At 51.9% G+C, this 19,168-nt stretch carries 16 protein-coding genes; 9 read left to right on the top strand and 7 right to left on the bottom strand.

What is annotated here, in order from left to right; translation table 11 throughout:
- Positions 1-125 precede the first annotated feature (125 nt).
- From ABD931_RS18590 to ABD931_RS18580, 3 genes are all read left to right on the top strand, one after another.
- Positions 126-3,134 (top strand): tetratricopeptide repeat protein, encoded by a 3,009-nt coding sequence (locus tag ABD931_RS18590; RefSeq protein WP_345269384.1) that lies wholly within the window; start codon positions 126-128, stop codon positions 3,132-3,134.
- 72 nt (positions 3,135-3,206) lie between these two features.
- A complete protein-coding gene (locus ABD931_RS18585) occupies positions 3,207-3,929 on the top strand; it encodes an ABC transporter ATP-binding protein (RefSeq protein WP_345269382.1) in 723 nt (240 codons plus the stop codon).
- Between the two features lie 213 nt (positions 3,930-4,142).
- The gene (locus tag ABD931_RS18580) at positions 4,143-4,757 is read left to right on the top strand and encodes an SGNH/GDSL hydrolase family protein (RefSeq protein WP_345269381.1); all 615 of its coding nucleotides are present in this window, start codon (positions 4,143-4,145) and stop codon (positions 4,755-4,757) included.
- On the opposite strand, the gene ABD931_RS18575 is transcribed toward ABD931_RS18580, so the two are convergent.
- The 4 genes from ABD931_RS18575 to ABD931_RS18560 form a co-directional block, all read right to left on the bottom strand.
- Positions 4,735-5,454, bottom strand: a complete 720-nt coding sequence (locus tag ABD931_RS18575) for a DUF2306 domain-containing protein (protein ID WP_345269380.1) — start codon at positions 5,452-5,454, stop codon at positions 4,735-4,737. The genes ABD931_RS18580 and ABD931_RS18575 overlap by 23 nt on opposite strands.
- A 147-nt stretch (positions 5,455-5,601) precedes the next feature.
- Positions 5,602-6,462 carry a LytR/AlgR family response regulator transcription factor gene (locus ABD931_RS18570; RefSeq protein WP_345269379.1) on the bottom strand — a complete coding sequence of 287 codons (861 nt, stop codon included), beginning with the start codon at positions 6,460-6,462 and terminating at the stop codon, positions 5,602-5,604.
- 21 nt (positions 6,463-6,483) lie between these two features.
- Entirely contained in the window at positions 6,484-7,104 is a 621-nt protein-coding gene (locus ABD931_RS18565; RefSeq protein ID WP_345269378.1) for a rhomboid family intramembrane serine protease, read from the bottom strand.
- A gap of 16 nt (positions 7,105-7,120) precedes the next feature.
- The gene (locus tag ABD931_RS18560; protein ID WP_345269377.1) at positions 7,121-8,092 is read right to left on the bottom strand and encodes a polyprenyl synthetase family protein; all 972 of its coding nucleotides are present in this window, start codon (positions 8,090-8,092) and stop codon (positions 7,121-7,123) included.
- Between the two features lie 177 nt (positions 8,093-8,269).
- Between ABD931_RS18560 and ABD931_RS18555 the strand changes: the two genes are divergently transcribed.
- Positions 8,270-9,148, top strand: a complete 879-nt coding sequence (locus ABD931_RS18555; protein ID WP_345269376.1) for a mechanosensitive ion channel family protein — start codon at positions 8,270-8,272, stop codon at positions 9,146-9,148.
- A 69-nt stretch (positions 9,149-9,217) separates the two neighbouring features.
- Here the strand turns inward: ABD931_RS18555 and ABD931_RS18550 are convergent, their stop codons facing one another.
- On the bottom strand, positions 9,218-9,922 hold the full coding sequence (locus ABD931_RS18550) for a class I SAM-dependent methyltransferase (RefSeq protein ID WP_345269375.1): 705 nt from the start codon (positions 9,920-9,922) through the stop codon (positions 9,218-9,220).
- A gap of 263 nt (positions 9,923-10,185) precedes the next feature.
- On the opposite strand from ABD931_RS18550, the gene ABD931_RS18545 reads away from it, so the two are divergent.
- A complete protein-coding gene (locus tag ABD931_RS18545) occupies positions 10,186-11,514 on the top strand; it encodes a sugar porter family MFS transporter (protein WP_345269374.1) in 1,329 nt (442 codons plus the stop codon).
- A 107-nt stretch (positions 11,515-11,621) separates the two neighbouring features.
- Positions 11,622-12,842, top strand: a complete 1,221-nt coding sequence (locus ABD931_RS18540; protein ID WP_345269373.1) for a bifunctional alpha/beta hydrolase/OsmC family protein — start codon at positions 11,622-11,624, stop codon at positions 12,840-12,842.
- Between the two features lie 511 nt (positions 12,843-13,353).
- On the opposite strand, the gene ABD931_RS18535 is transcribed toward ABD931_RS18540, so the two are convergent.
- Both ABD931_RS18535 and ABD931_RS18530 read right to left on the bottom strand, forming a co-directional pair.
- Positions 13,354-14,127, bottom strand: a complete 774-nt coding sequence (locus tag ABD931_RS18535; protein ID WP_345269371.1) for an HNH endonuclease — start codon at positions 14,125-14,127, stop codon at positions 13,354-13,356.
- Positions 14,128-14,568: 441 nt separating this feature from the next.
- Entirely contained in the window at positions 14,569-15,387 is an 819-nt protein-coding gene (locus ABD931_RS18530) for a Rossmann-like and DUF2520 domain-containing protein (protein ID WP_440590447.1), read from the bottom strand.
- Between the two features lie 120 nt (positions 15,388-15,507).
- On the opposite strand from ABD931_RS18530, the gene ABD931_RS18525 reads away from it, so the two are divergent.
- The 3 genes from ABD931_RS18525 to ABD931_RS18515 are packed head-to-tail and all read left to right on the top strand — an operon-like array spanning position 15,508 to position 19,162.
- A complete protein-coding gene (locus ABD931_RS18525) occupies positions 15,508-16,200 on the top strand; it encodes a glycosyltransferase family 2 protein (RefSeq protein WP_345269369.1) in 693 nt (230 codons plus the stop codon).
- A gap of 53 nt (positions 16,201-16,253) precedes the next feature.
- Positions 16,254-17,789, top strand: coding sequence for a cellulose synthase family protein (locus tag ABD931_RS18520; RefSeq protein WP_345269368.1), 1,536 nt, complete (start codon positions 16,254-16,256; stop codon positions 17,787-17,789).
- Positions 17,786-19,162 carry an MptA/MptB family glycosyltransferase gene (locus ABD931_RS18515; RefSeq protein ID WP_345269367.1) on the top strand — a complete coding sequence of 459 codons (1,377 nt, stop codon included), beginning with the start codon at positions 17,786-17,788 and terminating at the stop codon, positions 19,160-19,162. The genes ABD931_RS18520 and ABD931_RS18515 overlap by 4 nt, the downstream gene beginning before the upstream one ends.
- The last annotated feature ends 6 nt before the right edge of the window (positions 19,163-19,168 follow it).

The raw sequence follows: 19,168 nt of genomic DNA, 5'->3' as shown, positions 1-19,168 counted from the left end.
AATTCGGAAACGGTCCATTCCTATAACTCAAATTATCATAAGTCCTCCCGAAAATTTCACCGGCAGCCGAAAGACACTAACTATATACAGCCTGTGTTCGTTATTCAAGGCGTATACTATACTTTATGACATCGCTTTTTTTCTGGAATAGCTGGAACCGGTCGTACCGGATAATATACCTGCTGAGTGCCGGGCTTTTTTTGCTGAGTTTACTGGTTTTTCTGGTCGCCTGGTGGCGGGGGCTGGCTAATGTGGTTCACTGGGATATCCTCAGCGAACTGATTGAATTACCCGCTCCGCTGCATGCCTTCACCGACGGTATGCTCGATTACGCAGCCGAGGGCAAGGCCTACGCCGTTTCCGAACAGTTCGTGGCATCTGCCATGCAGGTACACCCCTGGATGGCTACCGTGCTGATGCTGGGTATGGGTGCCGCCTTTGCCTTGATTATGAGTTCAATTTCGCAACTCAGCCGCATTTATTACCTGGTTGCCATGACATTCTTTATTGGTGCCCTGTCAATGTTTCGGTGGGAGATGATGGGAATGCCCAGCTTCAACGGCCGCTCGCTCTTTATCGGCCTGGCGTTCATCTTTGGGCTGACCAGCTACTACTTCCATGCCTTCCGGCCGGATATCAGTTTCCCCCGCCGGCTTACCATTTTCCTGGTGCTGATCATGTTGGTGGTGTTTGGCATCGGCTTTCTGGCGGAAGTGCCGCTGCCAACCCTAACGGTCGTGAGCTACGGTATGCCGGTGCTGCTTGTGCTGAGTGTCGGCTTTATATTCGTTATCTCCTTGGAAATTGTAGCCGGCATGGTCTGGCTCACCTCGGCAGGGCGGACAAATGCGCAGGGAGTAGCCGGGCGACCATTGGGCATCGGCAATTTTATATTCATCAGCCTGCTATACTTGGTGAATCTGCTGCTGGTCTGGCTGAAAAACACGAAGGCCATCGATTGGGAGTTGCTGGCCATCAGTCCGTTTGTGCTGTACCTGATTTCGGTGGTGCTGGGCATCTGGGGATTCCGGCGGCTGAACGAGCAGCAGGAGCAATTGCCGTTTCAGGATGCCGGCGCTTACCTGTATTTGGGATTAGCGTTGCTAACCACGCTCACCATGAGTTATGCCTTCGCCACAGCCAATGACCCGCTGGTGGAGATGTTTGAAGATGCCATTGTGTACTCGCATCTGGTTATGGGGGTGCTGTTCTTCGGGTATATCCTGCTTAACTTTCTGCCGCTGTACCGTCAGGGGCTGCCCGTGTACCGGATTATGTACAAGCCGCCCAGGATCGAGTTGAGCCTGGTCCGGCTGGCGGGGGTTATCGCTATTGCCGTATTACTGTCGACCGAAAACTTTTTCCCGCTCCGGCAAGGCATTACGGGTTATTACAATGGTCTGGGCGATTTATACACCGCTACCGGGGAGACCACCTCCGCAAATACCTACTACCAAATGGCGCTGAAGCAGGAGTTTCAGAACCATAAATCGAACTACGCCCTGGCATCGCTGGCGCTGGCGCAGGACGAAAAGACCACGGCGGCTTATTACTTCCAGCAGGCGCTGCTCAAGCAGCCTAGTCCGGAAGCGTATGCTGGTCTGAGCAATGTTTATTTTCAGAACAATCTCTTCTTTGAAGCCGTAAAGCATTTACAACGGGGTATTAAAACGTTTCCCCGAAGCGGAGAGTTGCAGAACAACCTGGGCTACCTGTACGCCCGGACCAGCGTAGCCGATTCGGCCTATTACTTTTTGCAGTCGGCCACCGGCAACACGGCCCGCTCGGAGGTGCCGGAAACGAACCTGCTGGCCTTATGGGCACGGAACCCCCGGGTGCTGTCGGCCGATTCGCTGCTGAGCACGGTAAAAGACAATTCCTACGAATCGTACCAGGCCAATGCCTTAGCCCTCCGCCTGATCGCCGGTACGGATACCACCCAGCCTGAGCGCCCGGCCTGGCTCAACGGCGACAAGAAAAAAGAAGGGCTGAGCGTTGGCCGCTTTGCCAGCATCTACAATTACACGTTGAAAGCTGGCCGCCCAGACACCATGCTAACTAACACGTTGCAACGGCTCTCGCAGGAGCCCGTTAACCAGGACTTTACGGATGATCTGCTGCTGGCCCGCGCCGTAGCCGAATACCGCAACCACCATCATCCGGTAGCGCTGGATCTGATGGGTCAGTTAGCCCAGGGCGACGCACGCAACGGAGCCTTCTACCGGACGCTGTCGGGTTTGTGGATGATGGAGCAGGGGCTATACCGACGAGCTGCCGAAAATTTTGAGTTCAATCCGGATACCCTGTCGGCCTACTACCGGGCCATTGCGCTCACCAAAGCGGGCGATCTGGTAGCCGCCCGTTCCTTGTGGGAAATGGCCTCCGCCAACGACGCTGGTGTTGCTTCGCTGAAGCAGGCATTATACGACATTAAGCGGCCGGAAACTGATTTAGAAAAAGCCTTTTATGTCTCTTACCGACCTGATGCCACCGACCGGGAAACAATATTGGCCACTATAAATGACCCTAATCTACGGACGGTAGCCGGCACAGCCGTTATTGACGATTACCTGCAACGCGACCAGCGACCAGCCGCAGCGCAATTGCTGACCCAGCTACCCGCCGAAAACCAGTTGCGGCCCTTTGCCGCTTCGCTCCGGACCTTAACCGCCATGCGGCTGGCCGTGGCAAAGGGTGATGTTAATACGGCGCTGGCGCTGGCAAATCGTCCGGTGGTGCCGCAGCATCTATCGGAGCAAACCTTTCTGAAAGCGCAGGCCTACGAGCGCAACCGACAAACCGCTCAGGCCCGGCAAGCCTACGAACAGGCGCTGAGACTGGCCCCACTGGATGCCTCCATCGTAGCGGCCACCGCCCGGCTGATGCAGCAGCAAAAACAAAGCAGGCAGGGCTACCAACTGGTGCTGAACGCATTACCATACAATGAGGATAATCCGACCCTGCTGAAAACGTATATCATGCTTTGTCTGGACCTGAGCTTACCCGACTATGCCGAGGATGCCCTGATGCGGTTGCAGGGAGCCACCTCGCCAACCGATTATCGAACGTTTCTGGCTGCTTATCAGGATAAACTGACGTTGCTCGAAAAAGAGCGGCAAAAGTTTCTGCAATAAGTTAGTTTTGATCCGGGAGTTTCTGTTTCCGGCGCATTGCATCAACCATCAACAAACTCCCGTAACCTAAACATGAACATCATTGAAACCACCGACATCTCAAAACGATACGTCATGGGCAGCGAGGTTATTGACGCCTTGAAGTCGATTACGATTGCCGTCCGGAAAGGCGAATATGTTGCCTTTATGGGGCCGTCAGGTTCGGGAAAATCGACGCTGATGAACATTATCGGCTGCCTGGACACGCCAACTGCCGGCCGCTACGTGCTAAACGGGCAGGACGTCAGCAATATGTCGGAAAACGAACTGGCCGAAGTGCGCAACAAAGAGATTGGCTTTGTTTTCCAGACCTTCAACCTGCTGCCCCGGCAGTCATCGCTGGAGAACGTAGCGCTGCCCCTTATCTACGCCGGCTACAACAAAGCCGACCGCACTGAGAAAGCCATGCTGGCGCTGAAAAACGTGGGGCTGGAGAACCGGGCCGGCCATAAACCCAATGAGCTATCGGGTGGTCAGCGGCAGCGGGTAGCGGTGGCGCGGGCGCTGGTGAACGACCCCAGTATTCTGCTGGCCGATGAGCCGACGGGTAACCTCGACTCCAAGACCTCTTACGAAATCATGGACCTCTTCGACCAGATTCACAGCAAAGGCAACACGGTAATCATGGTAACGCACGAAGAAGACATTGCTCAATATGCTCACCGCGTGGTCCGGCTCCGGGACGGGTTGATCGAAACCGATATTCGGAATACGAATATTCGGAAAGCGAAGTTGCCGGTGGGTGTGGAGTCTTAACAAACAGTTGCTAACCTATCTCTGTTTAAGCGATATGCGCTTAGGCATGCTGGCAAACTTCAACGCATTGATTAAAGATAGCATCCGGCACATCGTCAACAACTTGAAAATCTCTTATCGTCCCGGTGGGAAATCGCTTTGCGTCGCTGCATGATAAACTTAATTTTCTTACTCATCTTATCTTGCACTCCCTCCAAGCAAGACACTTCCCCTATGACTCTTCACGCCAAAACCTTCCTTTCCCTCGGCGACTCCTACACCATCGGCGAAAGCGTACCCGAAACAGACCGGTGGAGCATTCAATTAGCCGAACTGCTTCGGAAAGAGGGGGTCGATATTGCCAATCCGGACATTATCGCCCGCACCGGCTGGACAACGGATGAACTACAGGCTGCCATCAGAGCCAGTAATAACCAGAAAACCTACAGTTTGGTATCTCTCCTCATCGGTGTCAATAACCAGTATCGCGGCCAAACTCCGGAAAAATACCGCACCGAATTTCGGGAGCTGCTCCAGACGGCTATTCGCTTTGCCGGCGGGAATGCCGATCGTGTATTCATTCTCTCCATTCCCGACTGGGGTGTATCACCGTTTGCCCAGGGCCGCGACCGCCAGAAGATTGCCGCCGAGATAAACGCCTTCAATGCCGTAGCTCGGGAAGAAGCCGCAACCCTGAACACCGCCTATATAGATATTACGCCCACATCCCGCAAAGCCGCCGGCGACGCTTCCCAATTTGCGGCCGACGGGCTCCACTTCTCCGGTCGGCAGTACCGGCTCTGGGCCGAAGAGGCATTGCCGGTAGTTAAGAAACTACTGGCGAAGTAATCACCGACTTTTCGGCAAACTTCGCCTTGTAGTAGATAATCCACCGGGCAATCAGCATACCGCCGATGATCCCCGGCAGAGTCCAGGCAGCCAGGTCAACCCAGATACTTTGGTGCGGAATATACCGGGTGTTTACCGTAGCAAAGGCGGTGAGGGTTGCGATATATGACCCAACCATTCGGGTGATATGACCAAAAAACCACTCCATACGGCCGTATTTTGCTTTTGCCGGATTGCGGAACCGGACCACATCGTAGCGGGCATTACCCAGCAACAAAAAGCCAAAGAAGATGTACAGTGTTCCAAAAACCGAGAAGGTACCGGTATATAGCCCGTACAGATTATAGCCCCCCAGCCCAATCATAGTCATGGCTGCGCCGACCGCCAGCCAGGCCGCCAGCCGGTCTGTGCGGGTGGGCTGCCCGTTGGGGCTTTTCAGCCGCAGCATCCGGCGTCCGGAGAAACAGAAGTAGAAGCTTAAAATGGCGATGAACAGCAGGAACAGGGAGCTGGGTTTAAAGAACACCAGATACACCGCCGTAATGCAGACGATGGCCATGCACCAGTAAAATACCAGACCGGTGCGGTTGTGCAGCCGGCTTCCTTTTTTGGCGATCATCGGAACAATACCCACTACCAGAGCGGTAAACCCAGCCGCCACGTGGGCAATCAGCATACTTTTTACCAGGAGATCCATAACAGGTTGGTTTTAGCCGTTTGAGAACGAAACAAACATACCACGGCTACCCAGAACGGATCAAATCAAAGGGGTATACAGCCATCTTTTGGGCTATTTGACAAATGGAGGGACAACCGGCAGCCTGTTTGGGACGTTTGACAACCCTCAGGCCGTCGCTTTTAGCCGGCTGATGAACGAGTCGTTATACTTGCGGGCGACGGGAACCACGTGCTGCGCGTTTAGCATATGGAGTTTATACCCCTGTGCGTTGCCGGTCACTTTCTCCACCCGGTCGAGGTTCACGATATAGGAACGGTGGCACCGCACAATGGCCGGATGCGTAATCTGGCCCTCCAGTCGGCTGAGGCTGCTGCGGAGCAAGGTCTTCTGAGCCCGTCCATCCTCATCCGTTACAATAGTCGAATAGTTGTCGCTGGACTCGATGTATAGCAGTGAAGACGGTTTTACCGTAACGGTATCTTTCTCGTTTTCGGCCAGCAGCACCAGCGGCTGCTCACCTGAAGGGAGTACCGGTTTCGGTTCGTGAACGGGTGCTTCGGCGGCTGTGCGGCTATATTTTTTTAGCTGAACAATGTAGTTGAAAATAATGGAGCCGGCTACCGGAAAAATGCCTACCAGAAAGGTAATAAGGATTGCGCTGACGAGATCCGTCACGTAGGCCGGATGGCCAATCATCCAGGTCATGTATAACATATTGCCCAGGGCAATGAGCAATATGTTTAGGAGGACGAGCGCGATCTCCCGTCCAACCGTCCAGCGCTCATCCGAAAACTGGCGGGGCCAGATAGCCGGCCAGACAAAATAATTAAACGCCGTAATAACAAAGGTAATCAGCCCAAAGCCAAGTATTTTCAGCGTCTTGTACTCAGTTTGCCAAAGACTCAGTCCAAACGGCTGAAAGAGCAGCAGAAATAAACCAACAAAAGCACCAATGCAGGCAATCCGGAACATCAGCCGATTGCCTGCCTCTTCTATCGGATAAGGCTGTTTCAGAATACGCAGCATAAAACACGCTACCTGATTTGCTTAAAAAAGCCGCCAGCCGGCAATTTGTTCCACAAAAGACGGTATTACGGGCGGGTACACAATGGCCATGCAAAGTACGCCGAACAGAGCCCCGTAGAAGTGCGCATCGTGATTGATAAAACCTGCCCCGCGCCGGGACTCATAGTAGGAGTAAATCAGGTAGAGGATACCAAAGATAAAGCCGGGCAGACAAAAAATGCCGTACAGACACAAATCCTGAAGCGGGAAAAACAGGATAGCCGCAAAGATGATAGACGACACTCCGCCCGATGCCCCCAGCGAATTGTACCGGCTGTTGTTGCGGTGCTTGAGCAGGGTCGGAATGTCGGAAACAATAATGCCGGCAATGTAAAAAGCCAGCAGAAACAAGCCTCCACTAGTCCCAAACAGCCCCAGAAAAATACGTTCAATCAGCCCGCCAAATATCCAGAAGCTGAACATATTGAAGAACAGGTGTCCAAAATCAGCGTGCAGAAAACCGGACGTAATCAGGCGGTAATACTGTCCCTGATGGGCTACTTTATAGGGATTCATCACCCAGCGATCCATGAGAGACGGATTTCTCATCGCCCACAAACTGATGATGACGGTAATGACAATTATTGCGATGGTGATACTCATGATGTCGGGGGTTAAATCAGCTTTCGCGCTCTACCAGTTGGTGTGTAAAAGCCAGCAGCATTTCCTTGCGGGTGGAATTAGCTTCCAGTTGTTCAAAATTAGCAAATCCCTCGGCAAAGTATTTGTTAATGCGGGATTCGGTGATTTCGCGAATGCCCAACTGGTCATAAATGGCCGTAACCGCCTGCACTTTTTCCTGCTTGTCGAATTCCGTACGGCTCAGCCAGCCGATCAGTTCGTCTTTTATGGTGCCGGTAGCTTGTTGAAGCGCTTCTATCAAAAGAAACGTTTTTTTGTTGGCAATAATGTCTCCGCCCACCTGCTTGCCGAATTTAGCCGGGTCGCCATACACATCCAGCAAATCATCTTTTAACTGAAACCCGATACCCATATCAATGCCTCCTTCGCGCAGCCGGGTCGCGTTGGTTTCGTCGGCACCACCAATAATCCCGCCCAGTTCGAGGGCAAAGCCTAACAGAACAGAGGTTTTCAGCTTAATCATCTCCAGGTATTCGGCTTCGGTGACATCCCAGCGGGTCTCGAAGTTCATGTCCCACTGCTGACCTTCGCAGACCTCGGCGGCCGTCCGGTTAAACCGCGCCAGTACCCGTTTCAGGTGAGGAGTCTCCACAGCCAGCAGCAGTTCGTAGGCGTTCACCAGCATAACATCGCCTGACAAAATGGCGATGTTATGGTTCCACTTTTCGTGGACCGTTGGCTGCCCCCGGCGCAGCGGAGCCTGATCCATAATATCGTCGTGCATCAGGGTGAAGTTGTGAAATACCTCCACGGCCACGGCGGGTTTGAGGGCCTTCTGCCAGTCGTCGGTGTAGAGGTAGGCGGCCATGAGCGTCATGAGCGGGCGCAGGCGCTTGCCCCCCAGATTCATTATGTACCGGATAGGGTCGTATAGCTCGGCGGGGTACTGGCCGTACCGGGTCTGGTGAATCTCCTGATGAAGTGCCTCAATAAAATTGGCTGGGGTCATGCCTGTGGGTTTTGGGCCAAAAATAACAAAAATCGCTTAGCCGGTAACCATTGGCTTACTTAGCATGGCTTCGCATACCTGTCTGAATAACCACTTACTATCCAGCCTGTCACAAACACTGCGGCAAACAGTACAGATGGCAGGTGGTTTTTATAGAAAACCTCAACGTACGTATTTATGCTGATGGACGTAAATGATATGGTGAAGCTGATTATGCAGCGGCTGGAATTATGGTCTAAACTGGCGATCAGTCACCTACCCAACCTGGTCGTCGCCATTCTGGTCATCCTTATCTTTAATCTCATTGCCCGGCTGGTCCGGCGGGTGCTGGTTCGCGTTCTTAGCCATGTTAACGGCAGTGCATCGCTCGAAGGACTGATTGAAACCATTGTGGTCATGGTCATTAATGTGGTGGGGCTATTTTTTGCGCTGGGCGTGCTGGGGCTCGACAAAACAGTTACATCTCTGCTGGCCGGGGCGGGGGTTATTGCCCTGGCGGTTGGCTTTGCCTTTCAGGACCTGACCACCAACTTTATCTCCGGCACCATGATTGCCATCCAGCGGCCAATTGAACTGGGCGATACCATTGAGACCAATGGCTTTACCGGGCGGGTTATTTCCATCAAACTTCGATCGGTGGTGCTGGACAATATGCAGGGGCAGGAAATAGAAATTCCCAGCAAAGACGTTTTTCAAAAACCCATCATCAACTACTCCCGATCGGGCGAACGGCGGCTGGAAATTGTGGCTGGGGTATCGTATCTCGATGATCTGGCAAAAGCGCAGGAGGTAGCCATAAAGGCGCTCAACACGCTACCATTCATCCGGAAAGACCGTCCTTTACAAATGCACTATAAAGCCTTTACCGCCGATATGGTGCAGTTTATGCTCTGGTTCTGGATTGACCAGACCTTAACCAGTGCGCCATTGGCTACCAGCGAAGCCATTAAAACGATTAAAGAAGCTTTCGACCGCAACCAGATCCTGATTATGTTCCCGCCCAGCACGTTCGACCTCAAAAACCGCCGACAAAACGAGACGGCAACCACAGAATAATAAAGCCGGGACATTAGCCCCGGCCTGGTTCATGTAGTAGTAGTGTTGTGAGTGGTGTAAAGACCTTAATCAGGAATCGTACGAAAAGCTATAGCGGTTGCCGACTAATTCGGCCGCCGGTATGTGGTGTGATTTGTGCAGCTTCTGCATGATAAAACCATGCTCAATCAGGTAGGTCAAACCGAATTTTCGCACTATACCGTGGTTGGACTGCAACTCATGCTCGACATGCACAATGACATAATTGCCAAAATACCGATCTACCTCATCCGGCGGAATGCTGAACGGCGGAGTATCCATAGTTGGCGCATATTCCAGCGTATTCAGGAAATAGACACAGCCCGGCTCGGTCAGTTCTTCCAGCTTCCGCAGGTAGTTTATCCGCATGGAGTAGGGGAGTGCTACCAGCGAGGCCCGGTCGTAGATTACGTCGATCTCACCGATTTCTTCCGTTGTTAACGAAAAGATGTCGGCGCAGTAAATGGTAATGTTGCCCGACACGAATTTGTTGCCAATGCGCTCGTACCGAAGGTCATTCTCGGCGAAGAACTGCAAGACGGCTTTCTCCACGATTTCGACACCGATTACCCGCCCGGCATAATAGCTAAAGTAAACCATGTCGACGGCTTTGCCGCAGAGTGGAACAAAAATGGTTTTGCCGGAAAGGACTTCGGGAGTCAGGTGTTTTATAACATAAGGATGGATGTCTTTGCGGTGGAAGCTGGTGTAGTGACCCTCCAGCTCCCACGATTTAAACCAGAATTGCTTTTCCATGTTTACTGTTCGTTTTTGGTGTGGATAATTTGCAGGACAAAGGTAGCGCCACCGGAACGACTGTGTATAGAGAAGAATCCCGCAATTTGCAAATTGCGTAGTTGTACTGGAATTAATAATGGGTAACAGTAGTTCGTAAACGGTTTGGTTTTCCGGCATCCGGATAACATTGTTCCCCCTCCTCAGCCAGGGCGCTATTTTTACGGAGCCGTATGACCGGTCAATGGCTATCGCGCTTATCTTAGCGGAAATATGAACCCTGTATGAATAACCGCAAAGTCTTTCTCTGGTCGATTGTTGTAGCCCTCGGTGGTTTTCTCTTCGGCTTCGACACGGCCGTTATCTCCGGTGCCGAAAAAGCCATTCAGCAGTACTGGAACCTGAACGTATTTGAACATGGTCTTACCGTATCCATTGCGCTGATCGGCACTGTGATTGGAGCCCTGTTCGGGGGTATTCCTTCCGACCGGCTGGGCCGCAAAACCACGCTTTTCTGGATAGCCCTGTTGTACCTGCTGTCGGCCGTCGGCTCGGCGCTGGCAACCGACTGGTATGTATTTCTCTTTTCGCGTTTTATTGGAGGGTTAGGTGTGGGCGCATCGTCCGTGGCGGCTCCGATGTATATCACGGAGATTTCACCCGCCAGATCCAGGGGTCGGCTGGTGGCTTTGTTTCAGTTCAATGTGGTGTTTGGAATTCTGATATCCTACCTGTCCAATTATGCGTTGCAGGGTATCGGCGCAGATGCCTGGCGGTGGATGCTGGGCGTAGAAGCGTTCCCGGCACTTTTGTTTTTGGTGCTGGTGCTGGCAGTCCCGGAAAGCCCACGCTGGCTCATTACCAAAAAAGGGGAAGTAGAAAAAGCGCGGGCAATACTGACTCAGATTGACCCGGCTAATGCCAATGCCATAGTCAGCGACATTATCACTACGCATCAGTTGGTGCAGGAGTCGCCCTCCGAATCGCTGTTTTCGGCCAAATACCGGACGCCGGTAATGCTGGCGGTGCTGTTTGCGGTATTCAATCAGGTATCCGGCATCAACGCTATCATTTACTACGCCCCCCGCATTTTCGAGATGACCGGGCTGGGCACCAGTTCGGCGCTGCTTTCGTCGGCGGGTGTGGGGCTCATCAACTTTATCTTCACCCTGCTGGCGATGAACTTCATCGACCGCTTTGGCCGGCGGGTGCTGATGCTCATCGGCTCTGTGGGGCTGATTGTTACGCTGGGCCTGGTGGCCCGGTCGTTTTACGCGCAGGACTTCAGCGGCATGACCGTGCCCATTTATCTGTTCATCTACATTGCCTTTTTCGCTTTTTCGCAGGGAGCAGTTATCTGGGTATTTATTTCCGAAATCTTCCCGAACGAAGTGCGGGCCGGCGGGCAGGCGCTGGGCAGCTTTACGCACTGGCTGATGGCGGCTATCATTGCCTTTACGTTCCCGTACATTGCTGATACCTTCGGGGGTGGCAATACCTTTCTGTTCTTTAGCCTGATGATGGTGCTGCAACTGCTGTTTGTCTGGCGCATCATGCCCGAAACCAAAGGCACCTCGCTGGAACAAATCGAGCGAACAATTGTTGCCCACTGAGGTTTACTTACTGAACACCCTGACGAGGAGCCGGTACTGCACAAATACCGGCTTTTTCATGTGCCCATTTTTGAGCAACTTAGGTCATCAACCCCCGCGCTACGCCTATGAAATCCGTAAAGATTGATTTTCGGAATAAAGACGGCCACGTACTCTCCGGCCGGCTCGAATTACCCGTCGACCGAAAGCCCCACGCGTTTGCCCTGTTTGCCCACTGCTTTACCTGCACCAAGAACCTAACGGCCATCCGTAACATCTCACGGGCGCTCAGCCTGAGCGGTATCGCCGTTTTCCGCTTCGACTTTACCGGGCTGGGCGAAAGCGAAGGGGAATTCGGCGAGACGACCTTCTCGTCCAATATTGCCGATTTGCTCAGTGCTGCGGAGTACCTCAAAACCGAATACCAGGCTCCGGCCCTGGCTATTGGTCACTCACTGGGCGGTACGGCGGTCCTGATGGCAGCCGGTTCACTGCCGTCCGTTGAAGCTGTAGTGACCATCGGCTCCCCCTGTGACCCCGACCATGTAAAGCATCTGCTGAAAGGCGACCTGACGCAGATTGAAAAGGAAGGGAAGGCTGAGGTAAATATTGGTGGCCGTAACTTCACGGTGCAAAAGCAGTTTCTGGACGACTTGAGCCGGTTTGAGCCGGAAAAAGACATTAAGACCCTGCGTCGGGCGTTGCTGGTGCTGCACTCTCCACAGGATAGAACGGTGAGTATCGACAATGCCGCGTCAATTTACCAGACCGCCCGCCACCCCAAGAGTTTTATCTCCCTCGACGGGGCCGACCATCTGCTCTCCAGGTCGGAAGATTCGCTCTATGCCGGTGAGATGATTGCCAGTTGGGTCAAGCGCTACATTCACATTCCGAAAGCCGAGCCCCTCAGTTCACATAAACGGGTGGCCGTGCGCATAGGGCCAGACTCCCTCACCACGGAGGTGAAAGCGGGTAACCACTCGCTGCTCGCCGATGAGCCGGTTGAAGTAGCCGGAGGCCACGACCTCGGGCCAACACCTTACGACCTGGTCACGGCTGGTCTCGGAGCCTGCACTGCCATGACCCTGCGCATGTACGCCGACCGGAAGCAGTGGCCGGTAACGAACGTAATTGTGCATCTGCAGCACGACAAAATCCACGCACAGGACTCGGAGGATACCGAAAAGCAACCCATGCTCGATCAGATTTCGCGGGAAATTGAGATAGAGGGCGATTTAACCGACGAACAACGTAACCGCCTGCTGGAGATCGCCGAGAAGTGCCCTGTACACCGGACATTACACTCCTCGGTTCAGATTGTATCAAAGTTGCTTGACCTGGAAAACTAAGAGGATTTCGGATTGGGGAATTCGGAACGGTCCGCCGTCTCGGTTGGGATTTAAGACTACCTGAAACGTCAGGTATAGGGGCGTTGCAAACTTTCTACCTGTGGCCTGCCCATTCCGAGCGTAATGTATGGTTTCCTTGACAGGGAAGCTAATAAAATATTACTGTCTTAAATGGCTCTGCCTAATTACGGGAAAGCTTTGCAATGAGCAACTGTGGATAGCTGGACGAACTCCAGAATATCCAACTGTAAATCTGGTGCTTCGTCTGTTGAGCTTATTGAAAGGAATTCGTGCCAATTATGGTCCAAGTCATCATCATTGTCAGGAAATTCTAACTTAGGAATTTTGCATTTCACGGGGTTGAAGTATTCCTCGTCAATCAGAGACTTTCGTATTCGAGTCTCCAACTCATCAACAGGTTTATGAAAACGATTAGTCAGTACACATGTATTATACAGCTTATAATTACCTGCGTCCCGATACATGTATTCAAATTTTATATTCATAAAAGCTAACCTTTAAAACGATTTAACCGGTATTGCAAAAATTCCTTGGACGGATGATATTCAATGGGTAAGTTGATAGTTTGATTCTCAAAACGGCCAAAGAATTCTTTGTAAAAATCCTTTGCAATCTCTTCTTTCAGACGTTTTGAGATTAATATTTTGTAGTTAGTATCAATACATATAAGGCCGTTTTCATAAGCCTTGTCATAGAGGTTCGATAAGCAAATTCCATTTTGAGGGTTTAGACGATGCTGAGCGTCCACTGCCCACGGAATTATATGTCCTGCCACTAACAATTCAGGCAAACATATTCCAGAAATGGCGCACTGATTCGTATAGGCTTTTAAAATCATTTGCCGAAAAACACTCTGATTAACACGAGCCTTTACAGTACGCTCGCGTACTTCACCTTGTAAATTTTGCCAATCAAACGTTATTTCCGGGTGAAGCTCTTCAAGTGTTTGATGCTGGTATCTAGCTAAAATCCGTTCACTCTCGAAAACCAAATTTTCCTGATTGTTGACAAACTCATTCCAAATGGGCTCAACTTGTTTCCTGCCACCATCCATACCTTTAACCCCTCGTTGTTGGTGATATGGATCAATATTAGCGAAGTTGACCAGTCGAATCGCGACTGAATCTGGAGTTCGTCTTCCTAGCAAAGTAGCCAGCTTAATGACCTCAGGATTACCTTTATGCATTTTCCCGAAAGGCAATTTTAAGTAGAGATTGAAAGCTAAAATCAACTCTTCTCGTGACCAATTAGGGCTTTTTGCCATTTTATTTATCTACAGTCTACTGCAATCATAGTTATAAAAAACAAGTTATGCAATACCTTTATAAATAGCGTTATAGTGTCTTTTTTTCAACTCTGGATTATTACGGCCGTCAAAAACATAGGGATACTCCAAAGAGCCGTTAGCTGTTTCTCACTTAATAAACCGTAATTTCGAGGTGTATTGTGAGACCATTGTTAAACCGTTGTTTCATTCTTTGATTGGCTGTTATCGGCTTATCCGGCTCTAACTTGACTGCAACTACCGAACGCGACCCAGCGGTAATCGTAGCCATAGCTTAAATATAAATCTACAATTTAAAGCCCAAAAACCTGGTTCGTAATGAAAACTTTTTCTGGTTCGTACGTACCCGGAAGCATAAGCAATCCTAACCAGTGTGTTCAAATCATCGCTCGAAGGCTAGAACTTTGAAATCTACAAGCGTTACTCGCGATACCTCCGTTCAATGCTTTCGGACAGCAGGCGGTAAATAGGCAGCCATTGGGGCTGATGAGCCGCCAGGTACTCGGCATGAGCGACCATAATGGTCTGGTCACCCCGGCGGGCGGGGCCGGTCTGCACCTCGGCCGGGTGGGCGGCACTCAGGGCTTTACGAAAGGTTTCGGCAATCAGCGGCTTCAGCAGATCGAACTCCAGGTTTTCGGCATCGGTCAGGTCTTTGGCCAGCGCCAGCAGGTGATTGGCGAAGTTGCAGGCGAATATGGCCGCCAGATGCAGCACTTTTCGTTCGGCCGAATTGACCAGATACACAATAGTGCTCACCTGCTGGCCTAATTGGACCAACTGTTCTTCTGTAGCTTTATCGCTAGCCTCGATGCAGAGCGGAATCTGCTCAAACTCCAGCAAAGGCTGTCCTTTGCTGAAGGTTTGCAAGGCATAGAATACCCCTGTCCGGACGGGTACGTCGCTGTACACCTCCACGAACTGCTGCAGGATGCTTAACGGTTTACTGCCCGAGGTATGGACCAGTATAGCATTTTCGGGCAGAACCATTTCGGTGCATATGGCCTCAATAGAATCGTCGGGCACGGCCAGGATGAATAATTCTGAGGAGCTATCGGCAAAGTTCAGGTCGGGTTGCAGATGCGCATCATACAGGATACCGACCAGTTGCCGGGCGCTTTGCTGCCGCCGACTGTACACTTCGTTGATTTGATGGCCGGCATTCTCCAGCGCCGGGGCCAGGTGCCAGGCCAGATTACCGGCTCCGATAAAGGATATTTCCATTGGGACAGGCTGTATGCGGCAACAGCAATCTAAATTTGTTCCAAATATGGTTAATTCGTCCAAATGTCGGCAACCGGACAGCTGATTCTGAGGGAGAAGTTGTAGTTTTGAACGGTGAATGAAGCATCGTTGATTTTGGAACAACCGATCATAGTCGTCATTATTCCGGCATTTAATGAAGAGAATTCGGTCGGCAATGTTATCCGCGAAATTCCGAACCAACTGGTGCAGGAGGTCATTGTCGTTAACAACAATTCCAACGACCAAACGGCGGTTCAGGCCGCTCAGGCCGGGGCTACAGTGCTGGACGAGCCGGTACAGGGATACGGCCGGGCGTGTCTGCGGGGCATAGCCTACGCTAACAATCGCCAACAAAAGCCCGACATTGTAGTTTTTTTAGACGCCGACTACTCAGACTACCCGGCCGAAATGACGGCTTTGGTCCAACCGATTGTTGAGGAAGGCTTTGATTTGGTAATTGGTTCACGGGCGTTGGGTAACCGACAACGAGGCTCTATGACCCCGCAGCAATTGTTTGGCAATTGGTTAGCCACCACCCTGCTGCGTTGGTTGTACGGCGTACGCTATACGGACCTGGGACCATTTCGGGCGGTGCGATTTGACAAACTGCTGGCGCTGGAGATGCAGGATACAACCTACGGCTGGACCGTTGAGATGCAATTGAAAGCCGCTAAGCTGGGGTTGCGGATTATGGAAGTGCCCGTCAGTTATCGAAAACGCATTGGTTTTTCCAAAATATCGGGAACCGTCAAAGGCACGGTATTGGCAGGCTACAAAATTATTACCACTATATTCAGATACTGGTAAGGCCAATTGACACCGGCATGAGGAGCGGCAAATAGACGCTATTTGTCCAACACATGGAAGCACTTATTTTAACGCTATACGGCCTTACGCTGGTGCTGTTGTTCACGTACAACCTCGGCCAGCTTAGCCTCATTATTATTTACCTCCGAACGAAGGTGAAGCGGAAGGCCGCTATCATTACACCCGATTCGGCAGACTGGAATACCCGGCCCCTGGTTACTATACAATTGCCGGTTTATAATGAGTTATACGTGGTCGAACGACTCCTGGACGCCGTATGTGAGCTGCGTTACCCGAAAGAAAAGCTGGAGATTCAGGTGCTGGATGATTCTACCGACGAAACCGTCGGCATTCTGGCCCGCAAGGTAGCCGAATACCAGCGCCAGGGCTATGACATTCAGCACATCCGGCGTCCGGAGCGAAAAGGCTTCAAAGCCGGGGCGCTCGCCTACGGGCTGGATTTTGCCAAAGGGCAGTTCATCGCCATCTTCGACGCTGACTTTATGCCTGAGAAAGACTTCCTGCTGAAAACCTTACCGCACTTTACCAATCCAAAAATCGGCATTGTACAGACCCGCTGGACGCACATCAACGAAGATTATTCGCTGATTACCCGGTTACAGGCCTTTGGGCTCAACGCCCACTTCTTTATTGAGCAGGGTGGCCGCAACGCAGCCGATTTCTTCATGAACTTCAACGGCACAGCCGGTGTCTGGCGCAAAGAAACCATTCTGGACGCCGGGGGCTGGAGCAGCGATACGCTGACCGAGGATCTTGACCTCAGCTACCGCGCCCAGCTAAAAGGCTGGAAGTTTGTGTACCGCGAAGACATCGGCTCCCCCGCCGAACTGCCGGTCGCCATGAACGCCCTGAAATCGCAGCAATACCGCTGGATGAAGGGTGCTGCCGAATGTGCCCGCAAAATTATGTGGAAGGTTTTGAAAGCACCGGGCGTACCCGTTGTTGCCAAAATACACGCGTTTTTCCACCTGTTCAGCAGCTCGACATTTATACTGGTGTTAGCATTGGCCGTGTTGAGTGTGCCCGTATTGTACATCCGCAGTATTCACCCGGAATGGGCTTCGGTGTACTACCTGATTAACTTCTTTCAAATCAACCTGATTATTTTGATGCTGTTCTACGGCATTCCGTTCTGGCTATCGGGCCACCAGAAACCGGTGCAGTTTGGCTGGTATTTCCCCATGTACTCGTCGCTGATGATGGGCCTGTCGCTGCACAATACCATTGCGGTTGTAGAAGGCTACATTGGCCGGAAAACACCGTTTGTACGTACCCCCAAGTTTAACGTCAACACGGCGCAGGATAGCTGGCAGCATAATATTTATCTGAACCGGGGCATTACGCTGTTAACCGTGCTGGAAGGGCTGATGGTGTTCTATTTTCTGGGTGGTATTGCGCTGGGTTTTTACCTGCACGATTACCGGATGCTGATGTTCCATAGCATGCTGACGATTGGCTTTGGCATGGTCTTCGTATATTCGCTGACCCACTCGATGCACCAACCGCCGGTAGCAGGCTCAACAGCCAGTGACCGGTCCCTGCCGAGTCCGGTGGGTTTGACCACATGACCCCAACCCCGTTCCGCATTGGCTGGCTTGCGTTATCGGCCGGTTTGTACATTTTTATCGCCTATGGCGTGCCGCGTGAGCAATTCGGCCTGCTTCTTTCGCTGTACGGCCTGTTGTTCTGGGGTTATTTACTGCGGGTACGTCCGCTCTGGTATCACCGAAATAGTCAGACTTCAGTATTCGGTTTTCCGGACGAACCCGACCGCCTGCTGTTTGCGGCCGCCATTATCTTCCGGCTGACGCTGTTGTTTGCGATGCCTAAGTTATCAGACGACTACGTCCGCTTCATCTGGGATGGCCGGCTGCTGGCGCATGGGTTTAACCCGTACCTCTATTTACCCACCGGGATTATCAATACACCGCTGGCTGGGCAGGCCGGTTTAGACGGTAATGTGTTTATCTACCTTAATTCTCCCAATTACTATACCGTTTATCCCCCGCTCAACCAAGCCATGTTCGGGCTGGCGGCTATGCTGTCGCCGGGTAATGTGCTGGGTAATGTGATTGCCTTACGAGTTTTCATTCTGCTGGCCGAACTGGGGGTTTTATGGCTGCTGGTCCGCTTGCTGACGCACGTTAACCGAAACCCAAATCTGGCGCTGCTGTACGGGCTGAACCCGCTGATTATTCTGGAGCTTACCGGCAATGTACATTTCGAAGCTGTGGTTATCTTCTTTGTCCTGCTTGCCGTTTGGCTGGTGTTGAAAAACCGCTGGGTGCTGTCGGCTGGGGCGTTGGCGCTGGCCGTTGGTACCAAGCTCTTGCCGCTGCTTTTTCTGCCGTTGGCAATTCGTTACCTGGGGTGGCGACGGGGCATAAGCTATGCTATGCTAACCCTGATACTGACCGGCATCCTGTTTCTCCCATTTGCCAGTGTGGCGCTGGTGCAGAACATCTTTTCCAGCATTAATCTCTACTTCCAGAAGTTTGAGTTCAACGCCAGCATTTACTACCTCATCCGGGAAGTTGGCTTCTGGATCAAAGGCTACAACATTATTGAGCAGGCCGGGCTATGGCTTTCGATTATTACCACGTTAGGAGTGTTATGGATTGCGTTTAGCACTAAACTACCCCACGCCCTGTCTACCCGCCTTCTGCTGACCCTAAGCTTTTATTTTGCGCTGGCCACCACGGTGCATCCCTGGTACGCTACCACGCTGGTGGCGGCATCGGTGTTTACCAACTTCCGCTACCCGCTGGTCTGGTCGGGCCTTATCTGGGTCTCTTATGCTACCTATCAGGGAGGACTGCCATACCGGGAGAACCTGCTATTGACGGCAGTCGAATACTTGGTCGTCGCAGGATACGGACTCTACGAAGTATGGACAAACAAAAACCCTCACCAGACACCGGAGCATCTGATGAGGGCTTGAGTAACC

Origin of the sequence: Nibrella viscosa (assembly GCF_039541875.1) — a bacterium.
GTDB classification, from domain to species: domain Bacteria; phylum Bacteroidota; class Bacteroidia; order Cytophagales; family Spirosomataceae; genus Nibrella; species Nibrella viscosa.
The sequence above is the reverse complement of the archived record's forward strand: the minus strand, read 5'-3'. Positions and strand labels throughout refer to the sequence as shown.

What these genes read in the sequence shown, in the direction of transcription:
- ABD931_RS18590 (WP_345269384.1), top strand. Translation starts at nt 126, where the DNA reads ATGACATCGCTTTTTTTCTGGAATAGCTGGAACCGGTCGTACCGGATA.
- ABD931_RS18585 (WP_345269382.1), top strand. Translation starts at nt 3,207, where the DNA reads ATGAACATCATTGAAACCACCGACATCTCAAAACGATACGTCATGGGC.
- ABD931_RS18580 (WP_345269381.1), top strand. Translation starts at nt 4,143, where the DNA reads ATGACTCTTCACGCCAAAACCTTCCTTTCCCTCGGCGACTCCTACACC.
- ABD931_RS18575 (WP_345269380.1), bottom strand. Translation starts at nt 5,454, where the DNA reads ATGGATCTCCTGGTAAAAAGTATGCTGATTGCCCACGTGGCGGCTGGG.
- ABD931_RS18570 (WP_345269379.1), bottom strand. Translation starts at nt 6,462, where the DNA reads ATGCTGCGTATTCTGAAACAGCCTTATCCGATAGAAGAGGCAGGCAAT.
- ABD931_RS18565 (WP_345269378.1), bottom strand. Translation starts at nt 7,104, where the DNA reads ATGAGTATCACCATCGCAATAATTGTCATTACCGTCATCATCAGTTTG.
- ABD931_RS18560 (WP_345269377.1), bottom strand. Translation starts at nt 8,092, where the DNA reads ATGACCCCAGCCAATTTTATTGAGGCACTTCATCAGGAGATTCACCAG.
- ABD931_RS18555 (WP_345269376.1), top strand. Translation starts at nt 8,270, where the DNA reads ATGCTGATGGACGTAAATGATATGGTGAAGCTGATTATGCAGCGGCTG.
- ABD931_RS18550 (WP_345269375.1), bottom strand. Translation starts at nt 9,922, where the DNA reads ATGGAAAAGCAATTCTGGTTTAAATCGTGGGAGCTGGAGGGTCACTAC.
- ABD931_RS18545 (WP_345269374.1), top strand. Translation starts at nt 10,186, where the DNA reads ATGAATAACCGCAAAGTCTTTCTCTGGTCGATTGTTGTAGCCCTCGGT.
- ABD931_RS18540 (WP_345269373.1), top strand. Translation starts at nt 11,622, where the DNA reads ATGAAATCCGTAAAGATTGATTTTCGGAATAAAGACGGCCACGTACTC.
- ABD931_RS18535 (WP_345269371.1), bottom strand. Translation starts at nt 14,127, where the DNA reads ATGGCAAAAAGCCCTAATTGGTCACGAGAAGAGTTGATTTTAGCTTTC.
- ABD931_RS18520 (WP_345269368.1), top strand. Translation starts at nt 16,254, where the DNA reads ATGGAAGCACTTATTTTAACGCTATACGGCCTTACGCTGGTGCTGTTG.
- ABD931_RS18515 (WP_345269367.1), top strand. Translation starts at nt 17,786, where the DNA reads ATGACCCCAACCCCGTTCCGCATTGGCTGGCTTGCGTTATCGGCCGGT.